The sequence below is a fragment of the Pseudomonas parasichuanensis genome (genome assembly GCF_021601385.1).
GTDB classification, from domain to species: domain Bacteria; phylum Pseudomonadota; class Gammaproteobacteria; order Pseudomonadales; family Pseudomonadaceae; genus Aquipseudomonas; species Aquipseudomonas parasichuanensis.
Genome location: NZ_BQHO01000018.1, coordinates 33,818 through 54,432, shown reverse-complemented (window position 1 = coordinate 54,432; position 20,615 = coordinate 33,818). Strand labels below are relative to the sequence as shown.

Below are 20,615 nucleotides of genomic sequence, written 5' to 3'. Positions count from 1 at the left end.
GCGCAGGCCTTTCCGGCCGGTCCGGCGCCCCGGCAAGGCCGCTCCTACAAAGGATGTGTATTCCCCCTGTAGGAGCGGCCTTGTGCCGCGAAAGGGCCGCAAAGCGGCCCCAAGATGCTGGCTTAGAACGCCGGCACCACAGCGCCTTTGTACTTCTCGGTAATGAACTGCTTCACCTCAGGCGAATGCAGGGCCGCGGCCAGTTTCTTCATGGCGTCGGAGTCCTTGTTGTCCGGGCGGGCAACCAGGATGTTCACGTAGGGCGAGTCGCTGCCTTCGATGGCCAGCGCGTCCTTCTCAGGGTTCAGCTTGGCTTCCAGCGCGTAGTTGGTGTTGATCAGGGCAGCATCGACCTGGGTCAGCACGCGCGGGATGGTGGCCGCTTCCAGCTCACGGAATTTCAGGCCCTTGTCGTTGCCGGTGATGTCTTTCACGGTCGACAGGATGTTCTTGTTGTCCTTGAGCTTGATCACGCCAGCCTTGTCCAGCAGCAGCAGGGCGCGGCCGCCGTTGGTGGCGTCGTTGGGGATGACCACGGTGGCGCCGGAGGCCAGCTCGTCGAGCTTCTTGACCTTGGCCGAGTACACGCCCAGCGGCTCGATGTGCACACCGGTGACGCTGACCAGGTTGGTCTTCTTGGCCTTGTTGAACTCATCCAGGTACGGCTGGTGCTGGAAGAAGTTGGCGTCCAGGCGCTTTTCGGCCACCTGCACGTTCGGCTGGATGTAGTCGGTGAATTCCTTGACCTTCAGTTCCACGCCCTCTTTCGCCAGTTGCGGTTTGACGAAGTTGAGGATCTCGGCGTGGGGCACCGGGGTGGCGGCGACGGTCAGGGTTTCGGCCTGGGCCGAAAAGGCCGCGACGGCGGCGACAACAGCAAGCAGCTTCTTCATTGATCACTCCTTGTGAGGGCCGCGACGGCCCCCGAACGGGTCGGCCGGGCCGACCCCATTGGGGTTACTTACGGGAAAAATGCACGACCAGTTTGTCGCCGATCATCTGCAGGACTTGAACCAGGATGACCAGCAGCACCACGGTGACGATCATCACGTCGGTCTGGAAACGCTGGTAGCCGAAGCGGATCGACAGGTCACCCAGGCCGCCTGCGCCCACCACACCGGCCATGGCGGTGTAGGACACCAGGGTGATGGCAGTGACGGTGGTGGCGGCGATGATGCCTGGCATGGCCTCGGGCAGCACCGCCTTGAAGATGATCTGGCGGGTGGTGGCGCCCATCGACTGGGTCGCTTCGATGATGCCGCGGTCCACTTCGCGCAGCGCGGTTTCCACCAGGCGGGCGAAGAATGGCGTGGTCCCCACCACCAGCGGCGGGATGGCCCCGGCAACGCCCAGCGAGGTGCCGGTGATCAGCACCGTGGCGGGGATCATCACGATCAGCAGGATGATGAACGGCAGCGAGCGCACGATGTTGACGATGGTCGCCATCACCGCATAGACCTGTTTGTGCTCGAACATCTGCCGCGGTCCGAACAGGAACAGCAGCACGCCCAGGGGCAGGCCCAGCAGCACGGTGAACACCAGCGAGGTGAACAGCATGATCAGGGTGTCGCCGGTGGCCAGCCAGATTTCGGCCCAGTCGACGTTGGCAAAGAAATTCAGGGCGTCCATCAACGCAGTACCTCCATATGTACGTCAGCTGCAGTGAAGCGGGCGAATGCCGCGTCCATGTCCCCGCCGATCAGGGCGAGGGTCAGCTGGCCATAGGGGATGTCCTTGATGCGGTCGATGCGCCCGGCAAGGATGCTGTAGTCGACCCCGGTTTCGCGGGCCACGGTGCCCAGCAGCGGCGCATAGGTGGCGTCGCCCTGGAAGGTCAGGCGCACGATGCGCCCTGGCACATGGGCGAAATCGTCGCGCTGGTCGTTCTCGTCGATCTGCTCGTCTTCCTGGACAAAACGCTTGGTGGTGGCATGTTGCGGGTGCAGGAACACCTCGGCCACCGGGCCGTGCTCGACGATCTGCCCGGCGTCCATCACCGCCACGCGGTCGCAGACCCGGCGGATCACGTCCATCTCGTGGGTGATCAGCACAATGGTCAGCTTGAGTTCGCGGTTGATCTCGGCCAGCAGCTGCAGCACCGAGGCAGTGGTTTGTGGGTCGAGGGCGCTGGTGGCCTCGTCGCACAGCAGGATCTTGGGGTTGGTGGACAGCGCACGGGCAATGCCGACGCGCTGCTTTTGCCCGCCCGACAACTGTGCCGGGTACTTCTTGGCGTGGTCCGACAGACCGACACGGGCCAGCAGTTCGCTCACGCGCTTGTCGATCGCGGCGCGGGGCAGCTCGCCCGCCAGCACCAGCGGCAGTGCGACGTTGTCGGCGACGGTCTTGGAAGCCAGCAAATTGAAGTGCTGGAAGATCATCCCGACCTGCTGGCGGAAGCGGCGCAGCTGGTTGGCGTCGAAGGCGGTGACGTCTTCACCGTCGACGATGATCTTGCCGCCGCTGGGCGCTTCGAGGCGGTTGATCAGGCGCAGCATGGTGCTTTTGCCTGCGCCGGAATGGCCGATCAGGCCGAACACCTGGCCATCTTCGATGGTCAGGCTGGTCGGGTTCAGGGCCGGGATATCCCTACCGGCAACGCGGTAGGTCTTGTGGACGTTTTGAAACTCGATCACTGAGCGAACCTTGTGGGGCGCATGAAATTTGAGTCAGCGGTTAGCTGGGGTCGCGCATTTTAGCCTTTTCCCATAGGCGTTCTTAGCATTTATTTGTGATCTGTCCAATCCGTTGGGCATAACGCGACAACCGGTAATCCTGATTGAACGCTCGCCAAGGCCTCCCAGTCACTACTTGAACAAGCCCGTACGGGCAGCCTGATGACTGATGAGGAGAGCCGAACATGGCCAGCAAGAAAGCACCGGAGCCACGGCAAAGCCAGGTGGCGGGCACCGATACCCCCGATCGGGCCAATACCAATGCCAAGCTGCAGAGCCTTGAGGCGTTCCGCAGCGATGCCACGGGGCAGGCGTTGCGCACCAACCAGGGCGTCAAGGTCGCCGACAACCAGAACAGCCTCAAGGCTGGCGCGCGTGGGCCGTCGCTGCTCGAAGACTTCATCATGCGCGAGAAGATCACCCACTTCGACCATGAGCGCATCCCCGAACGCATCGTCCACGCTCGCGGCGCTGGCGCCCATGGTTACTTCCAAAGCTATGGCTGCCATGCCGAGCTGACCAAGGCCGGCTTTCTGCAGGACCCCGAGAAGATCACCCCGGTGTTCGTGCGCTTTTCCACTGTGCAGGGGCCGCGCGGTTCGGGCGATACCGTGCGCGATGTGCGCGGCTTTGCGGTGAAGTTCTACACCGACGAAGGCAATTTCGACCTGGTCGGCAACAACATGCCGGTGTTCTTTATCCAGGACGCGATCAAGTTCCCCGATTTCGTGCATGCGGTGAAGCCCGAGCCGCACAACGAAATGCCCACCGGCGGCTCGGCCCATGACACGTTCTGGGACTTCGTCTCGCTGGTGCCGGAGTCGGCGCACATGGTCATCTGGGCCATGTCCGACCGCGCCATCCCGCGCAGCCTGCGGATGATGGAGGGCTTTGGCGTGCACACCTTCCGCCTGGTCAATGCCGAAGGCGTGGCCAGCTTCGTCAAGTTTCACTGGAAGCCGCGCCAGGGCGTGCATTCGTTGCTGTGGGACGAGGCGCAGAAGCTGGCCGGCAAGGACGCCGATTACCATCGGCGTGACCTGTGGGACGCCATCGAGACCGGGCACTACCCGGAATGGGAGTTGGGCGTGCAGGTCATCCCTGAGGCCGATGAGCACAAGTTCGATTTCGACCTGCTCGACCCGACCAAGTTGATCCCCGAGGAGCTGGTGCCGGTGACCCCGCTGGGCAAGATGGTGCTCGACCGCAACCCGGACAACTTCTTTGCCGAAGTGGAGCAGGCAGCCTTTTGCCCCGGGCATATCGTGCCGGGCATCGATTTCAGCAACGACCCGTTGCTGCAGGGCCGGCTGTTTTCCTACACCGACACACAGATCAGCCGCCTCGGTGGGCCGAACTTCCACGAAATCCCGATCAACCGGCCAGTTGCGCCCAACCACAGCAGCCAGCGCGATGCCATGCACCGCATGACCCTCGACAAGGGCCGCGCCGCCTACGAGCCGAACAGCGTCGATGGTGGCTGGCCGAAGGAGACCCCGCCCGCTGCACAGGACGGTGGCTTCGAGAGTTATCAGGAGCGTATCGACGCGAACAAGATCCGCCAGCGCAGCGCGTCGTTCGCTGACCACTTCTCCCAGGCGCGGCTGTTCTTCCAGAGCATGAGCCCGAGTGAGCAGCAACACATCGTCAAGGCCTACAGCTTCGAGCTGGGCAAGGTTGAGCGTGAAGCGATCCGGGTGCGCGAGGTGAACGACATACTCGCCAACATTGACCTGAAACTGGCGGCGGCGGTGGCTGGCAACCTCGGGCTGCCAGCGCCCAAGGCGGGGACGGTCAAGGTAAAAGGCAGCAAGCCCGCGCAGTCAAAGGCTTTGAGCCAGATGAATCACCTGGGGAGCATCGGTATCAAGGGGCGCAAGGTCGCCGTGCTGGTGGCCAATGGCGTGGACGGTGCGAGCGTCGACAAGGTGGTCAAGGCGCTGGAGGCGCAGAGTGCCCGGTCTCTGTTGCTGGGGCCGACTTCGGCGCCGGTGAAGACCGCTGAAGGCCAGCTGTTGCCGGTGGATGCTGCCATGGAGGGCATGCCGTCGGTGATGTTCGACGGGGTGTGGGTGCCGGCGGGCAAGGCGTCGCTCGAGACGCTGCAGGGCAGCGGCGTGGCCAGGCATTTTCTGCTGGAAGCCTACAAGCACCTCAAGCCCATGGGGTTGGCCATGGACGGCAAGGCGCTGTTGAACACATTGGGGCTGAAGGAGGATGCGGGGTTGTTGCTGGGGGATCAGCAGAAGGTGTTCGAGAAGTTCTTCAAGGCTGTTGAAGGGCACAGGGTGTGGGGGCGGGAGACGGCTGCCGAGTCAGTACCGGCCTAGGATGGGGCTGCTTTGCAGCCCATCGCCGGTAAACCCACACGGTTCGCACGAACCCTGTAGGAGCGGCCTTGTGCCGCGAAAGGGCCGCGAAGCGGCCCCATGGACCTTTGCTGCTGCACAGATGGCTGGGGCCGCGCTGCGGCCCTTTCGCGGCACAAGGCCGCTCCTACAGTGGTCGTGCAAGCCCTTCAGGCTTACTGCTGATGCGGGACCAAAACCACCTGCGCCGGCAGCGTACGCTGGATCTCATGCTTCTGGTTCAGCACGAAGTCACTGTCGAGCTTGTGCACGCGTTTGTGCAGCAAGGTCTTGAGCCACGGCGCATCCTGAGTGCGCGGCACCTGAAACACCACGTCGCAGTGGAAGTTCACCACGTCGGCGGCGATGTCATCGAGCTGGCGGCGCAGGGCGCGGCTGTCGGTGGTTTTCAGGGCGACGACGGTGCTCGGGGCGGTCGGGTCGATCACCCGGGCCTTGGGTTGTGACGCGGCAGCCTTGAGTGCGGCCTCGGCTTTTTCCAGCTCGGCCTTGCGGGCCTGGGCCATGGTGTCGCCACCGGTCACGGCCGGCGCTTGCGGCATGAGAGCACGGGCGCGGGCCAGGGCGGTGGCGGCGGCATTCACATCGCCCTTCTGCAGGACGATCTGGCTGCGGCGCAGATAGGCTTCGGCCAGCTGACGCTGGTGGGGCTCCAGGCGCGCATCGTCGGGTGCCTGGGCCTGCAGGGCGGCCAGTTGATCTTCGGCGGTGGCCAGCTCATTGCTGGCAATGTTCTGCTCCAGCTGCTGCCAGGCATCCGGTTGGGCAGGCGCGGCCGGCTGCTCGGCGGGCGTGCTGGCGCAGGCCGTCAGGAACAGGGAAAACGCGGCAACAAGCAGATAACGTGAGGCGAACGGCTTCATTCCTGCGACTCTCTATTTGCGCAAAAAACGAGCAAGTCTACACCCAGGTGCGCACGCTCGAAAATAGGTCTAATTGACCTTGAACCTGCGAAAAGGTTGCAGGCTGCGTTGGTTCACAGCCTGATTTTTCAGCGCTTTGGCAACGCCAGGCTCAGCAAGAATAGCACCGCCGCGCAGACCACGATCGATGGCCCGGCGGGGGTGTCCTTGAACCAGGACATGGCCAGCCCCCCGCATACCGCCGTGACCCCCAGCAGGCTGGCGCCCAGGGCCATCTGCTCCGGCGAGCGGGCGTGACGCTGCGCCGCAGCTGCGGGGATGATCAGCAACGAGGTGATCAACAGCACGCCGACGATCTTCATCGCTACCGCGATCACCACGGCGATCAGCAGCATCAACGCCAGGCGCAGGCCCGCCACGGGCAGCCCCTCGACCATCGCCAGCTCCTCGTGCACGGTGACGGCCAGCAAGGGGCGCCAGAACATCGCCAGCAGCACCAGCACCAACGCACTGCCGCCGAGGATCCAGGCCAGGTCGGTGGTGCTGATCGCCAGCAGGTCACCGAACAGGTAGGCCATCAGGTCGATCCGCACGTCGTGCATGAAGCTCAGGGCCACCAGGCCCAGCGACAGGGTGCTGGGGGCGAGGATGCCGAGCAGGGTGTCGGACGCCAGCGGCTGGCGCTGTTGCAGGGTCACCAGCAGGATCGCCAGCAGCAGGCAGCCGACCGTCACTGCCAGCGCCGGGCTGACATCCAGGGCCAGGCCCAGCGCCACGCCAAGCAGCGCGGCATGGGACAGGGTGTCGCCGAAATAGGCCATGCGCCGCCACACCACGAACGAGCCGAGCGGGCCAGCCACCAGCGCCAGCGACAGGCCGGCAAGCAAGGCATACAGAAGAAAATCAGCCATGCTTGCAGTGCTCTCCGTGAACATGGGCGCCAGGGGCGATCACTGCGCCATGCAGGTCGTGGCTGTGATCGTGATGGTGGTGGTAGACGGCCAGGCTCTTGGCGTTCTGGCCGAACAGCTCGACGAAGGCCGGGTCGCCGCTGACCTGCTCCGGGTGGCCCGAGCAGCAGACGTGGCGGTTGAGGCAAACCACCTGGTCGGTGGTGCTCATCACCAGGTGCAGGTCGTGGCTGACCATCAGCACGCCGCAGCCATGGCGATCGCGCAGGCGGGTGATGAGGTTGTACAGCTCGGTCTGGCCGACCACGTCGACACCCTGCACCGGCTCGTCCAGCACCAGCAGCTCGGGCTCGCGCAGCAGGGCGCGGGCCAGCAGCACGCGCTGCATCTCGCCGCCGGAGATGGTCTGGATCGGGTTGTCGATCACCTGTTCGGCGCCGACTTCCTGCAACGCCGACAAGGCTGCCGCGCGGTCTACCCCGGGCACCAGGCGCAGGAAACGCAGTACCGACAGGGGCAGTGTCGGGTCTACCTGGATTTTCTGCGGCATGTAGCCGATGCGCAGCTTGGGCTTGCGCCACACGGTGCCGCGGTGCGGCTTGAGCAGCCCCAGCACGGCGCGCACCAGGGTGGTCTTGCCGGCACCGTTGGGGCCGATCAGGGTGACGATCTGCTTGGGTGCCACCGCCAGGTCGATGCTGTCGAGCACCGCTTCGCCACCGAAGCTGACGCCGACCTGCTCGAGGCGGATCAGGGCGTCGCTCATGCCGCGCCCCGGCAGTTGGCGCACAGGCCGACGATTTCCACGGTCTGGGTTTCGACACTGAAGCCCACGCCCTTGGCGCTGGCGATGATCGCGTCGCTGATGCTGTCCTGCTCAAGCTCAATGGCCACGTGGCACTCGCGGCAGATCAGGAACTGGCCCTGGTGCGCATGCTCGGGGTGGCTGCAGCCGATGAAGGCGTTGAGCGAGGCGATGCGGTGCACCAGGCCGTTGTCGAGCAGGAAGTCGAGGGCGCGGTACACGGTTGGCGGCGCCGCACGGCGGCCATCCTGCTCGCTGAGCACGGCGAGGATGTCGTAGGCACCCAGTGGCTTGTGGCTCTGCCACACCAGCTCCAGCACGCGGCGGCGCAAGGCGGTCAGGCGCAGGCCCTGACGGGTGCACAACGTGTCGGCCTCGGCCAGTGCGCTGTGCACGCAGTGGGAGTGATCGTGGGGGCGGTGGGCCAGCGGCGTGATGGACATGGGCAGCGACGGTTCAGGATGGAGACGTTATTATGTTACCTGTTTCTGACGAGCCGAGTAGCCACCGTGTCCCGATTCCTTGCCCTGTTTGTCGCTTTCATCGCCTGTTCGGCCCAGGCCGACGTGCGCGTGCTGACCAGCATCAAGCCCCTGCAACAGATTGCCGCTGCGGTGCAGGACGGTGTTGGCAGCCCGGATGTGTTGCTGCCGCCGGGAGCCTCCCCGCACCACTACGCGCTGCGCCCTTCCGATGTGCGCAAGGTGGGCGATGCCGACCTTTTGTACTGGATCGGCCCGGACATGGAGAACTTCCTGCCCCGCGTGCTGGGCAGCCGTGGCAAACCGACCGTGGCCGTGCAGTCGCTGGCTGGCATGCAGCTGCGCCATTTCGGCGAGGACAGCCACTCCCACGATGAAGACGACCACGACGATCACGACCATGACCACCGCCCGGGCAGCCTCGACGCGCACCTGTGGCTGTCGTCGGTCAACGCACGGGTGATCGCGACGAAGATGGCCGGCGACCTGGCGGCGGCAGACCCGGCCAATGCGGCCCGTTACCAGAGCAACCTGAACGCGTTCGTCGAACGCCTGGATGCCCTGGACCTGCGCATCAAGCAGCGCGTGGCCGGGATCGCCGGCAAGCCGTATTTCGTGTTCCATGAAGCGTTCGACTACTTCGAGGCCAACTATGGCCTCAAGCACACCGGGGTGTTCAGCGTGGCGGCCGAAGTGCAGCCGGGCGCGCAGCATGTCGCCGCGATGCGCAAGCGCCTGCAGGAAGTGGGCAAGACTTGTGTGTTCAGCGAGCCGCCGCTGCGCCCGCGCCTGGCCGAGACGTTGACGGCGGGGTTGCCGGTGCGGCTGGCGGAGCTGGATGCCTTGGGCGGCTTTGATCCAGTGGATGCCAAGGGGTATGAGCGCTTGCTGGAGAAGCTGGGTGGTGATCTGGCGGGCTGTCTGGAGCAGCTCTAACGACTGGACCGGCCTCTTCGCGGGTGAACCCGCTCCCACAAGATATCTATTTCCCTGTGGGAGCGGGTTTACCCGCGAAGAAGCAGACGCGATTTACAAGGCGAACGGGAGCTTCAACGCCACCTGCTGACGCTGCGCCAACCTCACCTCGAACTCGCGTGGGTCATGGATCATCACGTCCATCCCGGCAAACGCCTGCGCGGCAATCAGCCGCGATAGCCAGAAGCGCACGCACGCCAGGCGCAGCATCTGCGGCCACAGTTCGGCTTCGGCTGCGGTGAACGGCCGCAGCGCCGCATAGGCGCCCAGCAGCGCCTGGGCGCGTGGCAGGTCGAGGCCGCTGTGTTCGTCCAGGCACCAGTCGTTCACGGTGATGGCGATGTCATACAGCATCGGCCCGGAGCAGGCGTTGTAGAAGTCGATCACCCCGGTCAGGTGGGTGCCTTCGAACATCACGTTGTCGCGGAACAGGTCGGCGTGCAGGTTGGCCTTGGGCAAGGCGAGGATCTGCGCCTTGTGCGCGGTGATCTCGTCCAGTGCCGGTTGCAGCAGCTGGGCTTGCTCGGGGCTCAAGCCCGGCAGCAGCTCGGCGCCGGACGCCAGCATCCAGTCCAGGCCACGGTCGGTGCGGCGCTCGATGATGTGCTCGCGGGTCGCCAGGTGGATATGCGCGAGCAATTCGCCCACCTGGGCGCAGTGCTGGTTGTTCGGCGCTTTCACGTGCTTGCCCGACAGCCGCGGCTGCAGCAGTGCCGGTTTGCCGCACAGTTCGCGCAGGCCATTGCCGTCGCGATCGCGCACGGCGTAGGGCACGGGCATGTCGGCATCGTGCAGCACATCGAGCAGTTCGATGAAGAACGGCATGTCTTCCACCGGCCCACGCTCGACCAGTGTCAGCACGTATTCCCCTTGTTCCAGGCTGACGAAGAAATTGCTGTTCTCGGTGCCGGCGGCAATGCCCTGGAAGTCGAGCAGACGGCCCAGCTCGTAGGGCGCCAGAAAGGTTTCCAGCTCAGGCCGGGTCACAGGGGTGAAAACTGACATGTTGAAAAATTGCCCATGCGGGCACTTCCGCCGGGAAGTGCCTGGTTGATAAGAACGATACGCGTTACTGGCTTACCACTCGAAGATCTTCCACGCCGGGATCAGCATGTCCGGCTGGTCGGAACGAATGAAGTTGGCATCGGTGCCATCCGCGCGTACCAGGAAATAAGGCTTGCCGTTTTTCGGCGTGATCTTGATCGCATACAGGAATCCGTTTTGCCGGTATTCCTGGATGGTTTTGTCGCCTTCCGTGCGAATGGTCACATCGGGATCTGCCGATGGGGCGTCGTCCGCCGCCAGGGTGACGACTGGCATGGTTGCCAACAGGCCGAGCACTAACAGGCGATTCAATGTACGCATGATAACCTAGTCCCTTTGTCGTCAATGATTCTGGCTATTCTAGCGCCGGACCCGTCGAAAAGGTTGATTCTCCTCATGAGCCAAGCGCCCCTCGTCCTGGTGGACGGTTCCTCCTACCTCTACCGTGCCTTCCATGCGCTGCCGCCGTTGACCACTTCCAAAGGCCTGCCCACCGGCGCGGTCAAGGGCGTGCTGAACATGCTCAAGAGCCTGCGCAAGCAATACCCGGACAGCCTGTTCGCGGTGGTGTTCGACGCCAAGGGCGGGACCTTCCGCGATGCCATGTTCGCCGAATACAAGGCCAACCGCCCGAGCATGCCCGACGACCTGCGGTTGCAGGTCGAGCCGCTGCACGCCAGCGTGCGTGCCCTGGGCTACCCGCTGCTGTGCGTCGAGGGGGTGGAGGCCGATGACGTGATCGGCACCCTGGCCCGCAGCAGCGCGGCCGCTGGCCGACCGGTGATCATCTCGACCGGCGACAAGGACATGGCCCAACTGGTGGACGGCCACGTTACGCTGGTCAACACCATGACCGGTAGCGTGCTGGACGTAGCTGGCGTGCACGAGAAGTTTGGCGTCGGTCCCGAACACATCATCGACTTCCTCGCCCTGATGGGCGACAAGGTCGACAACATCCCCGGCGTACCGGGTGTTGGCGAAAAGACCGCCGTGGGCCTGCTGACCGGTATCGGTGGCGGGCTGAGCGATGTGTATCAGAACCTCGACAAGGTCGCGGGCCTGGCCATTCGCGGGGCCAAGACCCTGGCCGCCAAGCTTGAGGAACACCGCGACGCGGCTTTCCTTTCCTACGAGCTGGCCACCATCAAGTGCGATGTGGAACTGGATGTCGAGGTAGACGCCCTGGTCTGCGGCGAGCCGGACCGCGAAGCGCTGCTGGCCTTGTACACCGAGATGGAGTTCAAGAGCTGGGTTGCCGAAGTGCAGCGTGATGCCGCCCAGGCGGCGCCCAAGGGCGCCGCCACTGGCACTGCCAGTGTTGTCGAGGCTCCCGCCGTCAAGGTCCAGCCGCAGTACGAAACCATCCTCGACCAGGCGCGTTTCGACGCCTGGCTGGAGAAGCTGCGCCAGGCCCCACTGTTCGCCTTCGACACCGAGACCACCGGCCTGGATGCCCAGAAAGCGCAACTGGTTGGCCTGTCGTTCGCCGTCGAGCCCAATGTGGCCGCCTACGTGCCCTTGACCCACGACTATGAAGGCGCGCCTGCCCAGTTGGACCGCGAGGCGGTGCTGCTGGCGCTCAAGCCGCTGCTGGAGGACCCGGCCAAAGGCAAGGTCGGCCAGAACGCCAAGTACGACATCAACATCCTGGCCAACGGCAGCCCGGCCATCCAGATGCGCGGCGTGGCCTACGACACCATGCTCGAGTCCTACGTGCTCAATTCCACCGCCAGCCGTCACGATATGGATAGCCTGGCGCAGAAGTACCTGGACCACACCACCATCAGCTTCGAGGATATCGCCGGCAAGGGCGCCAAGCAGCTGACCTTCAACCAGATCCCGCTGGAGAAGGCCGGCCCCTACGCCGCCGAGGACGCCGACATTACCCTGCGCCTGCACCATGCGCTGCAGGCGCGGCTGGCCGAAACGCCGAGCGTGCTGCCGGTGCTGATGGACATCGAGATGCCGCTGGTGCCGGTGCTGGCGAAGATCGAACGCCAGGGGGCGTTGGTCGATGCCGCGCTGCTGGGGGTACAGAGCGGCGAGCTGGGGACGAAGATGGTCGAGCTGGAGCGCGAGGCGTTCGAGCTGGCCGGCGAGGAATTCAACCTCGGCTCGCCCAAGCAGCTGGGGGTGATCCTCTACGACAAGCTGGGCATGCCGGTACTGAGCAAGACCGCCAAGGGCCAGCCCTCCACTGCCGAAGCGGTGCTCGACGACCTGGCCGAGCAAGGCTACCCGCTGCCCAAGGTGCTGATGCAGTACCGCAGCCTGAGCAAGCTCAAGAGCACCTACACCGACAAGCTGCCGGGGCAGATCAACCCGCGCACCGGGCGTGTTCATACCTCTTACCAGCAAGCGGTCGCGGCTACCGGGCGCCTGTCGTCCAGCGACCCGAACCTGCAGAACATCCCGGTGCGCACCGCCGAAGGCCGGCGCATTCGCCAGGCCTTTGTCGCAAGCCCCGGCTACAAGCTGCTGGCGGCGGACTATTCGCAGATCGAACTGCGCATCATGGCCCACCTGGCCAAGGACGAAGGCTTGCTGCACGCGTTCCGCAACGACCTGGATGTGCACCGCGCCACCGCCGCTGAAGTCTTCGGCGTGGCACTGGAAGAGGTCACCACCGACCAGCGCCGCAGCGCCAAGGCGATCAACTTCGGCCTGATCTACGGCATGAGCGCATTCGGCCTGGCCAAGCAGATCGGCGTCGACCGCAAACAGTCCCAGGATTACATCGACCGCTACTTTGCCCGTTACCCGGGCGTGCTGGCCTACATGGAGCGCACCCGCGCCCAGGCCGCCGAGCAGGGCTTCGTCGAAACCTTGTTTGGCCGCCGCCTGTACCTGCCGGACATCAACGCCAAGAACCCGGCCCTGCGTAAAGGCGCCGAACGCACTGCGATCAACGCGCCGATGCAGGGCACCGCGGCAGACATCATCAAGCGCGCCATGGTGGCAGTGGACAACTGGCTGAGCGATAGCGGGCTGGACGCGCGGGTGATCCTGCAGGTGCACGATGAACTGGTGCTGGAAGTGCGCGAGGACCTGGTGGAGCAGGTCAAAGATGAAATTCGCGGCTACATGAGCGGTGCCGCCGAGCTGGAGGTGCCGCTGCTGGTGGAAGTGGGCGTCGGCTCGAATTGGGACGAAGCTCACTAAACGTGGCGTGAAAGCTGTGTAGGATCTGCGGCGTGGTGTCGCGGGTCCCGGCTTTAGATCGGTTGGTTCATGAAACTATTTCAAATAGTTTTGAGGGCTTCGGAACTAATCCGGTGAACCGCCACTCAGAGTAACTGAATGGCTGGTGAAGCCTTTCGATGCTCCTATGTTGTGTTAAGTGTTGGCAGATATCTGGACCCCGCCCTAGCGGTCCGGACTTGGACCCCGAACTTCCCCCTCCCCATACGAAGTCCGGGGTTTTTTTTGCCCGCAATTCAGCGTTTGCGGCCTGGCGCGATGCCTGTGGGAGCGGGCTTACCCGCGAATGCCTCGCAGGGCCCGGCATCGTATTCGCAGTCGAACCCGTTCCCACAGCCGCACTGGCAGCTTCACGCCACCGGCTTGTCTTCCAGCTCCATCCAGTCCGCCAGCACGCGGTAGGCTTCTTCCAGCCCCAGGCGCTTGGGCGCCGAGAACAGCTGGATGGTGGTGCTGTCGCCCCAGCCCTTGCGAATTTCCGACTGCACCTTGAGCAGGGTGTTCTTGCCGGCGCCGTGGGTCAGCTTGTCGGCCTTGGTCAACAGGATGTGCATGGGCATGCCGCTGGCCTTGGCCCAGTCGAGCATCATCTTGTCGAAGTCGGTCATCGGGTGGCGCACGTCCATCATCAGGATCACCCCGCGCAGGCACTCGCGGCTGCCCAGGTAGGCTTCCAGGTGCTTTTGCCAGTGCTGCTTGAGCGGGATCGGCACTTTTGCATAACCGTAGCCCGGCAGGTCGACCAAACGCCGTTCATCGTCCAGACTGAAGAAATTCAACAGCTGGGTGCGGCCTGGGGTCTTGGAAGTCCGCGCCAGGCTGGCATGGGTCAGGGTATTGAGGGCGCTGGATTTGCCGGCGTTGGAACGGCCGGCGAAGGCCACCTCGTAACCCTGGTCTTCAGGGCATTGTTCGACCTTGGCGGCGCTGAGGGCGAAGGTGGCTTTCTGGCAGAGGCCGAGGATGGGGTTCTTGACTTGCATGGGATATCCGATGTGGGTGTTGCCCGGCACTGGAACGGTTGGCCCAGCCGCGGCAAGCGGTGTCGTTTCCGTTTGGATGGCGGAAGTATATAATGCCCCAGTTTTTGTGTGCTCATTCTCCCAGCGAAGGAGAACGGGCATGGGGTGCCGAACAATAGCTCGCGCAACAGAACGCAGCGCGGCCCCCAACCCTGTCAGGTCGTTCCGCATGGCGAAATGGCTGCTTGCTGTCGGTATGTTCCTGCCGTTTTTCAGCGCACAGGCTACACAGGATCCCGAGGCGTTGTACAACCGCACGTGTGCGGCCTGTCACGCCGGGCAGCTGCCACAGGCACCCAAGCGGGGTGACCGGGCGGCCTGGGAGCCAAGGCTGGCGCACGGCATGGCGCAACTGGTGGCGCATGTTACACAGGGTTTCAAGGCTATGCCGCCGCGTGGATTGTGCATGGACTGCAGTGCCGAGGACTACCGATTGGTCATCCTTTGGATGAGCGGCAGTCCCGATACATAACATTTCACCCTTAGCCGTGTTGGATTAGCTGATGAACAAACTAGTCGTGAGTCTGCTGTTGACCATGGGTGTCGCGGGTGCGGCCACTGCTGCCGAACCCATCAAAGGCGATGCTGCCGCTGGCCAGGCCAAGACGGCCGTCTGTGGCGCCTGCCACAACCCCGACGGCAACAGCCTGGCGCCGAACTTCCCGAAACTCGCCGGCCAAGGCGAGCGCTATCTCGAAAAACAGCTGCACGATATCAAGGCCGGCAAGCGTACCGTGCTGGAGATGACGGGCATGCTCGCCAACTTCAACGACCAGGACCTGGCCGATATCGCCGCGTACTTCTCCAGCCAGAAAGGCAGCGTCGGTGCCGCCGACCCGAAACTGGTGGAGCGTGGCCGTGCGTTGTTCAACGGCGGTGACCTGGAGAAAGGCATGCCCGCCTGCACCGGTTGTCACTCACCCAATGGCGCTGGGATCGCCCTGGCCGGTTTCCCGCACCTTGGCGGCCAGCACTCCCAGTACGTGACCAAGCAGCTCACGGACTTCCGTGAAGGCAACCGCACCAACGACGGCGATGCCATGACCATGCGCACCATCGCCGGCAAGCTGAGCAACAAGGATATCGAGGCGCTTTCCAGCTACATCCAGGGCCTGCACTGAGGCCTGTCGCCGGGTTCTGGCGCCTGCTTGCCGGCATCAGGGCTCTACAACCCGCGCGTTAACAATGGGTTAATGATGTACGGCAAAGATGAAAGGGCAGCTCGCGCTGCCCTTTTTTTCGTTCAGGGTCGTACACTACAGAACTCACGCCCTTCCCGCCCTGTCCCAAGCAGGTCGCGTCGAGGCGACCAAAGACTGCTCAGGAGTAAAGCATGCGTAAACTGATTCTCAGCGCTGCGCTGGTCGCCGCCAGCGTGTTCGGTATGGCCGCCGTACAGGCCGCGGAGCCTGCCACCGCCGGCAAGGAATATATCGAGCTGAGCAACCCCGTCCCTGTGTCTGTGCCGGGCAAGATCGAAGTGGTCGAGCTGTTCTGGTACGGCTGCCCGCACTGCTACCACTTCGAACCTGTGATCAACCCGTGGGTCGACAAGCTGCCCAAGGACGTCAACTTCAAGCGCGTCCCCGCCATGTTCGGCGGCCCGTGGGATGCCCACGGCCAGATGTTCCTGACCCTCGAAGCCATGGGCGTCGAGCACAAGGTGCATGCCGCAGTCTTTGATGCCATCCAGAACCAGCGCAAGCGCCTGACCGACCCGAAAGACATGGCCGACTTCCTGGCCACCCAGGGCGTGGACAAGGACAAGTTCCTCGCCACCTTCAACTCCTTCGCCATCAAGGGCCAGGTCAACCAGGCCAAAGAACTGGCCAAGAAGTATGAAATCACCGGCGTGCCAAGCATGGTGGTCAACGGCAAGTACCGCTTCGACCTGGGTACCGCCGGTGGTCCGGAAGGCGTATTGAACGTCGCCGACCAGCTGATCGACAAGGAGCGCGCCGCGAAGTAAGCGGCGCATCCCATGGCTCGCTTGCGCCCTACCCGTGGCGTCGGCCTGCACCAGCCGCAGGTCAACGAACATCACCTGCAGGCCTCTGGCCTGCCAGAAGATGGTCGCCTGCGGCTGCTCAGTTTCAACATCCAGGTCGGCATCAGCACCGAGCGCTACCGCCATTACCTGACCCGTAGCTGGCAACACCTGCTGCCGCACACCGGGCGTGCAGGCAACCTGCAGAAGATCGGTGACCTGCTGGGCGACTTCGACCTGGTGGCCCTGCAAGAGGCCGATGGCGGCAGCCTGCGTTCGGGCTACGTCAACCAGGTGGAGCATCTTGCCCAGCTGGGCGCCTTCCCCTATTGGTACCAGCAGCTCAACCGCAACCTCGGGCGTTTCGCCCAGCACAGCAATGGCGTCCTCAGCCGCCTGAAACCCCAGCACCTGGAAGACCACCCGCTACCCGGCCCGGCCGGTCGCGGCGCGATTCTGGTGCGCTTTGGCGAAGGTGACAATGCGCTGATCGTGGTGATGATGCACCTGGCGTTGGGTGCCAAGACCCGTGCCCGCCAACTGGCCTACATTCGTGAGCTGATCGGCGGCTACCGTCATCAGATCCTCATGGGTGACATGAACACCCACGCCACCGACCTGCTCGAGCACTCGCCGCTGCGCGACCTGGGCCTGATTGCCCCTCAGGTCGAGGCCACCTTCCCGAGCTGGCGGCCACAGCGCTGCCTCGACCACATCCTGCTCAGCCCGAGCCTCACCCTGGAGCGAGTCGAGGTGCTGGCACAACCGATTTCCGATCACCTGCCCGTTGCCGTCGAGATCCGATTGCCTGATGCCCTGACTGTGGATACGCTGCCGGTCCTGAGCTAGGCCTGCGTACGCGATCGGCGCGTTCAAGTGTTGGCGACTTGTGCCGAAATCCAGTCATCACAGGGCTAGATGCCATCACCCTTTGCGGATTCAGGCATGACCGAAGAAGCCGAGCGCTGGAAAGAAAAATACCTTAAAAGCATCGAACAGCAGGAAAAGCTCGAGCGGCGTTGGGACGCCCGGCTTGACCTGTTGCGTCGTGGCCTGGTGCGCAGCACCCTGGCGGCGGAAGGTAGCGACAAGATCGTCGACCAGTGCATGAAGGAAATGCGCGAAGTCATCCGCAGCGACAATATGGACGCCGGGCTTGCCGGGTTGATCCCACGCCTGGAGAAGGCCGTGCTCGACTCCGAGCAACGCCGGGAAACCCGCATGAACCAGGTCAGTGACGCGCTGACTGCGCTGGTGAGCCAATTGCAGGCCCTGCCGCTCCCCGGTGAAGTCTCGCGGCCCCTGAAGAAACTGGCGAAAAAGCTCGATGGCGGCGTCAGCCAGTCCCGTGAACTGCCACCCCTGTTGGGTGAGCTCAGCGGTCTGCAAGGGCGGGCCTTGAGTGCGGTGAAAAAGCCGGACGACGAAGCCCACCCGGGTTTGCTGCAGCGCCTGTTCGGTGGGCGCGATGAAGCGCAAGGCGATCAGCAGCCTGCGGCCACGCCAGCGCCAGAACCTGCTCAACCTGAGGATAGAGCGAGCCCGGATGCCGAGCCGAGTACGCAATCGCAGGATGCCGATGAGCTCCACCCGCTTGCGGCCAGCGTATCCGCCTCACCGCAGCAGCCGATAATCGAGGCATCGGGCCCGGTACTGGTCGACGCCGTGGAAGCGATCTTCGCGCCGCCCCGGCCGCCAGCCGAGCCTGAGGCTGAGGCTGAGCCGCAACCCGAGACGCAGATCATCAAGCAGCAGGCGGCTGAGCCTGTGCCATTACCTGCCGAGGTTGTGCCCGAAGTCACACAGCCATCACCTGTACAGACACTCGAAGCGCTGGCCGGCGAAGACGGCCCGTATGCACTGCCCGACGCAGTCGAGCCGCCCTACAGCCAGGTGGCCGCCCATATCGAGCAGACCCTGATCGGCCTGCTCGACGACCTTAGCCTGCCCGAGCGCCACAAGGCCCAAGCCCTGGAGATGCGCGAGCGCGTGGCGCGCGGCCTCAACTGGTATGAACTGATCCCGGTGCTGGATGACCTGGCGGTGCTGATGCTGGCCATCACCGACAGCGGCCAGCACGAGTTCGAAACCTACCTGCAGCAGCTCAACGAACGCCTGGAAAGCTTCCAGAGCCACCTGCACGAAGCCAGCACCGGCCATGCCGACAACAGTTCTGCGGCCCGTGAGCTGGACAGCCAGTTGCGCGAACAGGTCGATGGCCTGCAGAGCAGCGTGCAGGGTGCTGCCGACGTCGACAGCCTCAAGCACATCCTGGAGGGCCGCCTGGAAGGGTTGTTGGTGACCATGGACGACCACCAGCACGAGCGTGACCGTCGCGAGCAGGAGCTGGCCGGCCGCCTGCAAGGGCTGGCTGAGCGTGTGGCGAGCATGGAGCAGGAAGCCCTCGGTTACCGCGAGCACCTCGAGGAGCAGCGGCAGAAAGCGATGATCGACCCGCTGACCGGTTTGCCCAACCGCGCAGCCTGGTCCGAGCGGGTCGAACAGGAAGTGCTCGACTGGCATGAAAACGGCGGCCATCTGGCGATGGCTATCCTCGACCTCGATCACTTCAAGCGCATCAACGATGGCTATGGCCACCTGGCGGGCGACAAAGTGCTCAAGATCGTCGCCGACCAACTGCGCAAGCGTATGCGTGGCCGCGACTTCATTGCCCGCTTCGGCGGTGAGGAATTCGTCCTGCTGTTGCCGCAAACTTCACCGCCCACTGCGGTGCAGGTTGCCGAAGCACTGCGGGCGGCGATCGAGGCCTGCCCGTTCCACTTCAAGGGCGAGCGGGTGGTGATCACCACGTCCATCGGCCTCAGCGCCTTCCGCCCCGGCGAGCGTGGTGACCAGGTGCTCAAGCGCGCGGACGAAGCCTTGTATCGGGCCAAGGACAAGGGGCGCAATCGCGTCGAGCAGGCATAAATAGATACCGCTTGGGCCACTGCGGGGTCATCGACACTGCGGGCGAGCGCTGGTTTTCAGCGCATCGCCATCAGATCGATCAACCCGGAGTGCAAGAATGAAGATGACCCAGTGGATCATGCCATTGCTGCTGAGCCTGATGTTTCAGGCAAACGCCATGGCCAAGGATGTGGTGCTGACTGCGCATGTGGCTGCCGATGGCAGTGTCCTGCGCCAATGGCCGGAGTGGATTCGCGACGTCGAGCGCCAGGCGCAGGCTAACTATTTCACCCAGTACAAGCTGAAGTTCAACCCGCGCATCGTGCAACAGGACCCAGGCTTCTGCTCGGTGTCGCCGATTGACGTCAGCAGTTACGACCGGCAGTTGCACGGCCAGGCGAAGGTTATCGGCAAGCCGCTTGCCGGGGGCCTGACTGTCATGACCCAACTGGTCGACATGCGCGGCCCGAGTGGCGACAACTCGCTGGAGTTTCTGATCATGTGCACGCGTTAAGCGGCCCTTTTCCTGCTAACGCCAGATCAGGAGCACGTTATACTGTAGCGCTGTTGTCGGCTCATCATGACGTGCTCCCTGCAATGAAAACACTTATCACCACCCTGCTCCTGCTGGCCCTGGCCGGTTGTACCAGCGGCCTGCGCATCGACCGCAGCCACCCCTCGGCCAACCAGGACAGCCGCATCCAGTTCGTTGTCGTGCATTACACCAACGCTTCGCTGGAGCGCTCGCTGGCGTTGTTGACCCACGGCGAGGTCAGCAGCCACTACCTGATCGGCGATGGCCCGGCCACGGTCTACCAGCTGGTCGACGAAAACCGTCGCGCCTGGCATGCCGGCGACAGCCAGTGGCAAGGCCGCACTTGGCTCAACTCCAGCTCCATCGGCATCGAGATCGTCAACCCGGGTTACACAGACACACCGGCTGGCCGGGTCTGGCACCCGTACAGCGAAGCGCAGGTGCAGGCGCTGATCGCCCTGCTCAAGGACATCGTCAAGCGCAACAACATCGACCCACGCCATATCATCGGCCACAGCGACATCGCCCCGCTGCGCAAGCTCGACCCCGGGCCGCTGTTCCCCTGGAAGCGCCTGGCCGATGCCGGGCTGGGCATCTGGCCGGACGCCGCGTCGGTGGCACGCCAACAGGCCTACTTCGAGGTCAATCCGCCGACCGTCGCCTGGTACCAGCAGCAACTCGCGCGTTTCGGCTATGCCATCGACCAGACCGGCGAGCTCGATGTGGCCACGCGCCACGTCATCGCGGCGTTCCAGATGCGCTTTCGCCCGCAGCGTTTCGACGGCGTGCCGGATGCGCAGACTGCCGCCATGCTCCAGGTGCTCAACCGCAAACGTTGA

At 64.0% G+C, this 20,615-nt stretch carries 20 protein-coding genes; 10 read left to right on the top strand and 10 right to left on the bottom strand.

Annotation, left to right across the window (positions count from 1 at the left end):
- Positions 1–122: 122 nt before the first annotated feature.
- The 3 genes from L6D77_RS15555 to L6D77_RS15545 form a co-directional block, all read right to left on the bottom strand.
- Positions 123–893 carry a MetQ/NlpA family ABC transporter substrate-binding protein gene (locus tag L6D77_RS15555; RefSeq protein WP_232884374.1) on the bottom strand — a complete coding sequence of 257 codons (771 nt, stop codon included), beginning with the start codon at positions 891–893 and terminating at the stop codon, positions 123–125.
- A 64-nt stretch (positions 894–957) separates the two neighbouring features.
- Positions 958–1,629 carry a methionine ABC transporter permease gene (locus L6D77_RS15550; RefSeq protein ID WP_232884375.1) on the bottom strand — a complete coding sequence of 224 codons (672 nt, stop codon included), beginning with the start codon at positions 1,627–1,629 and terminating at the stop codon, positions 958–960.
- A complete protein-coding gene (locus tag L6D77_RS15545) occupies positions 1,629–2,636 on the bottom strand; it encodes a methionine ABC transporter ATP-binding protein (protein WP_232884376.1) in 1,008 nt (335 codons plus the stop codon). Before L6D77_RS15545 ends, L6D77_RS15550 begins: the two co-directional genes overlap by 1 nt.
- A 224-nt stretch (positions 2,637–2,860) precedes the next feature.
- Between L6D77_RS15545 and katE the strand changes: the two genes are divergently transcribed.
- On the top strand, positions 2,861–5,005 hold the full coding sequence (gene katE, locus L6D77_RS15540; RefSeq protein ID WP_232884377.1) for a catalase HPII: 2,145 nt from the start codon (positions 2,861–2,863) through the stop codon (positions 5,003–5,005).
- Between the two features lie 194 nt (positions 5,006–5,199).
- On the opposite strand, the gene L6D77_RS15535 is transcribed toward katE, so the two are convergent.
- The 4 genes from L6D77_RS15535 to zur all read right to left on the bottom strand — a co-directional run bounded on the left by L6D77_RS15535 (position 5,200) and on the right by zur (position 8,066).
- On the bottom strand, positions 5,200–5,907 hold the full coding sequence (locus L6D77_RS15535; protein WP_232884378.1) for a PA5502 family lipoprotein: 708 nt from the start codon (positions 5,905–5,907) through the stop codon (positions 5,200–5,202).
- A gap of 128 nt (positions 5,908–6,035) precedes the next feature.
- Positions 6,036–6,818, bottom strand: coding sequence for a zinc ABC transporter permease subunit ZnuB (gene znuB, locus L6D77_RS15530; RefSeq protein ID WP_232884379.1), 783 nt, complete (start codon positions 6,816–6,818; stop codon positions 6,036–6,038).
- Positions 6,811–7,584: a zinc ABC transporter ATP-binding protein ZnuC gene (gene znuC, locus L6D77_RS15525; RefSeq protein ID WP_232884380.1), complete on the bottom strand. Its 774-nt coding sequence runs from the start codon at positions 7,582–7,584 to the stop codon at positions 6,811–6,813. Before znuC ends, znuB begins: the two co-directional genes overlap by 8 nt.
- Entirely contained in the window at positions 7,581–8,066 is a 486-nt protein-coding gene (gene zur, locus L6D77_RS15520) for a zinc uptake transcriptional repressor Zur (RefSeq protein WP_110995015.1), read from the bottom strand. The genes znuC and zur overlap by 4 nt, the downstream gene beginning before the upstream one ends.
- 18 nt (positions 8,067–8,084) lie before the next feature.
- Between zur and L6D77_RS15515 the strand changes: the two genes are divergently transcribed.
- Positions 8,085–9,041, top strand: coding sequence for a zinc ABC transporter substrate-binding protein (locus L6D77_RS15515; protein WP_232884381.1), 957 nt, complete (start codon positions 8,085–8,087; stop codon positions 9,039–9,041).
- A gap of 93 nt (positions 9,042–9,134) precedes the next feature.
- Here L6D77_RS15515 and L6D77_RS15510 read toward each other — a convergent pair whose 3' ends face one another.
- Together L6D77_RS15510 and L6D77_RS15505 are read right to left on the bottom strand one after the other, a co-directional pair.
- Positions 9,135–10,085 (bottom strand): homoserine kinase, encoded by a 951-nt coding sequence (locus L6D77_RS15510; protein ID WP_232884382.1) that lies wholly within the window; start codon positions 10,083–10,085, stop codon positions 9,135–9,137.
- A gap of 72 nt (positions 10,086–10,157) precedes the next feature.
- On the bottom strand, positions 10,158–10,445 hold the full coding sequence (locus tag L6D77_RS15505) for a DUF2782 domain-containing protein (protein ID WP_110995018.1): 288 nt from the start codon (positions 10,443–10,445) through the stop codon (positions 10,158–10,160).
- Positions 10,446–10,520: 75 nt separating this feature from the next.
- On the opposite strand from L6D77_RS15505, the gene polA reads away from it, so the two are divergent.
- The gene (gene polA / locus L6D77_RS15500; protein ID WP_232884383.1) at positions 10,521–13,286 is read left to right on the top strand and encodes a DNA polymerase I; all 2,766 of its coding nucleotides are present in this window, start codon (positions 10,521–10,523) and stop codon (positions 13,284–13,286) included.
- A gap of 389 nt (positions 13,287–13,675) precedes the next feature.
- On the opposite strand, the gene yihA is transcribed toward polA, so the two are convergent.
- Entirely contained in the window at positions 13,676–14,308 is a 633-nt protein-coding gene (yihA, locus tag L6D77_RS15495; protein ID WP_125462081.1) for a ribosome biogenesis GTP-binding protein YihA/YsxC, read from the bottom strand.
- A gap of 208 nt (positions 14,309–14,516) precedes the next feature.
- On the opposite strand from yihA, the gene L6D77_RS15490 reads away from it, so the two are divergent.
- The 7 genes from L6D77_RS15490 (at position 14,517) to L6D77_RS15460 (ending at position 20,615) form a co-directional block, all read left to right on the top strand.
- Positions 14,517–14,819, top strand: a complete 303-nt coding sequence (locus L6D77_RS15490; RefSeq protein ID WP_232884384.1) for a c-type cytochrome — start codon at positions 14,517–14,519, stop codon at positions 14,817–14,819.
- A 31-nt stretch (positions 14,820–14,850) separates the two neighbouring features.
- A complete protein-coding gene (locus L6D77_RS15485) occupies positions 14,851–15,468 on the top strand; it encodes a c-type cytochrome (RefSeq protein WP_232884385.1) in 618 nt (205 codons plus the stop codon).
- A 212-nt stretch (positions 15,469–15,680) separates the two neighbouring features.
- Positions 15,681–16,316 carry a thiol:disulfide interchange protein DsbA gene (dsbA, locus tag L6D77_RS15480; protein ID WP_232884386.1) on the top strand — a complete coding sequence of 212 codons (636 nt, stop codon included), beginning with the start codon at positions 15,681–15,683 and terminating at the stop codon, positions 16,314–16,316.
- 12 nt (positions 16,317–16,328) lie between these two features.
- Positions 16,329–17,183, top strand: coding sequence for an endonuclease/exonuclease/phosphatase family protein (locus L6D77_RS15475; RefSeq protein ID WP_232884387.1), 855 nt, complete (start codon positions 16,329–16,331; stop codon positions 17,181–17,183).
- A gap of 96 nt (positions 17,184–17,279) precedes the next feature.
- Positions 17,280–19,262, top strand: coding sequence for a GGDEF domain-containing protein (locus L6D77_RS15470; protein ID WP_232884388.1), 1,983 nt, complete (start codon positions 17,280–17,282; stop codon positions 19,260–19,262).
- 97 nt (positions 19,263–19,359) lie between these two features.
- Complete coding sequence (locus L6D77_RS15465) at positions 19,360–19,755, top strand: hypothetical protein (protein ID WP_232884389.1); 396 nt, start codon at positions 19,360–19,362, stop codon at positions 19,753–19,755.
- A gap of 83 nt (positions 19,756–19,838) precedes the next feature.
- On the top strand, positions 19,839–20,615 hold the full coding sequence (locus tag L6D77_RS15460) for an N-acetylmuramoyl-L-alanine amidase (RefSeq protein ID WP_232884390.1): 777 nt from the start codon (positions 19,839–19,841) through the stop codon (positions 20,613–20,615).

Bases quoted from the DNA above. Each gene is read 5' to 3' on its own strand.
- L6D77_RS15475 (WP_232884387.1), top strand. From the start codon at position 16,329: ATGGCTCGCTTGCGCCCTACCCGTGGCGTCGGCCTGCACCAGCCGCAG.
- L6D77_RS15470 (WP_232884388.1), top strand. From the start codon at position 17,280: ATGACCGAAGAAGCCGAGCGCTGGAAAGAAAAATACCTTAAAAGCATC.
- L6D77_RS15515 (WP_232884381.1), top strand. From the start codon at position 8,085: ATGGAGACGTTATTATGTTACCTGTTTCTGACGAGCCGAGTAGCCACC.
- L6D77_RS15465 (WP_232884389.1), top strand. From the start codon at position 19,360: ATGAAGATGACCCAGTGGATCATGCCATTGCTGCTGAGCCTGATGTTT.
- znuB (WP_232884379.1), bottom strand. From the start codon at position 6,818: ATGGCTGATTTTCTTCTGTATGCCTTGCTTGCCGGCCTGTCGCTGGCG.
- znuC (WP_232884380.1), bottom strand. From the start codon at position 7,584: ATGAGCGACGCCCTGATCCGCCTCGAGCAGGTCGGCGTCAGCTTCGGT.
- L6D77_RS15485 (WP_232884385.1), top strand. From the start codon at position 14,851: ATGAACAAACTAGTCGTGAGTCTGCTGTTGACCATGGGTGTCGCGGGT.
- L6D77_RS15555 (WP_232884374.1), bottom strand. From the start codon at position 893: ATGAAGAAGCTGCTTGCTGTTGTCGCCGCCGTCGCGGCCTTTTCGGCC.
- L6D77_RS15535 (WP_232884378.1), bottom strand. From the start codon at position 5,907: ATGAAGCCGTTCGCCTCACGTTATCTGCTTGTTGCCGCGTTTTCCCTG.
- L6D77_RS15490 (WP_232884384.1), top strand. From the start codon at position 14,517: ATGGCGAAATGGCTGCTTGCTGTCGGTATGTTCCTGCCGTTTTTCAGC.
- polA (WP_232884383.1), top strand. From the start codon at position 10,521: ATGAGCCAAGCGCCCCTCGTCCTGGTGGACGGTTCCTCCTACCTCTAC.
- L6D77_RS15505 (WP_110995018.1), bottom strand. From the start codon at position 10,445: ATGCGTACATTGAATCGCCTGTTAGTGCTCGGCCTGTTGGCAACCATG.
- zur (WP_110995015.1), bottom strand. From the start codon at position 8,066: ATGTCCATCACGCCGCTGGCCCACCGCCCCCACGATCACTCCCACTGC.
- dsbA (WP_232884386.1), top strand. From the start codon at position 15,681: ATGCGTAAACTGATTCTCAGCGCTGCGCTGGTCGCCGCCAGCGTGTTC.
- yihA (WP_125462081.1), bottom strand. From the start codon at position 14,308: ATGCAAGTCAAGAACCCCATCCTCGGCCTCTGCCAGAAAGCCACCTTC.
- L6D77_RS15550 (WP_232884375.1), bottom strand. From the start codon at position 1,629: ATGGACGCCCTGAATTTCTTTGCCAACGTCGACTGGGCCGAAATCTGG.
- L6D77_RS15460 (WP_232884390.1), top strand. From the start codon at position 19,839: ATGAAAACACTTATCACCACCCTGCTCCTGCTGGCCCTGGCCGGTTGT.
- katE (WP_232884377.1), top strand. From the start codon at position 2,861: ATGGCCAGCAAGAAAGCACCGGAGCCACGGCAAAGCCAGGTGGCGGGC.
- L6D77_RS15510 (WP_232884382.1), bottom strand. From the start codon at position 10,085: ATGTCAGTTTTCACCCCTGTGACCCGGCCTGAGCTGGAAACCTTTCTG.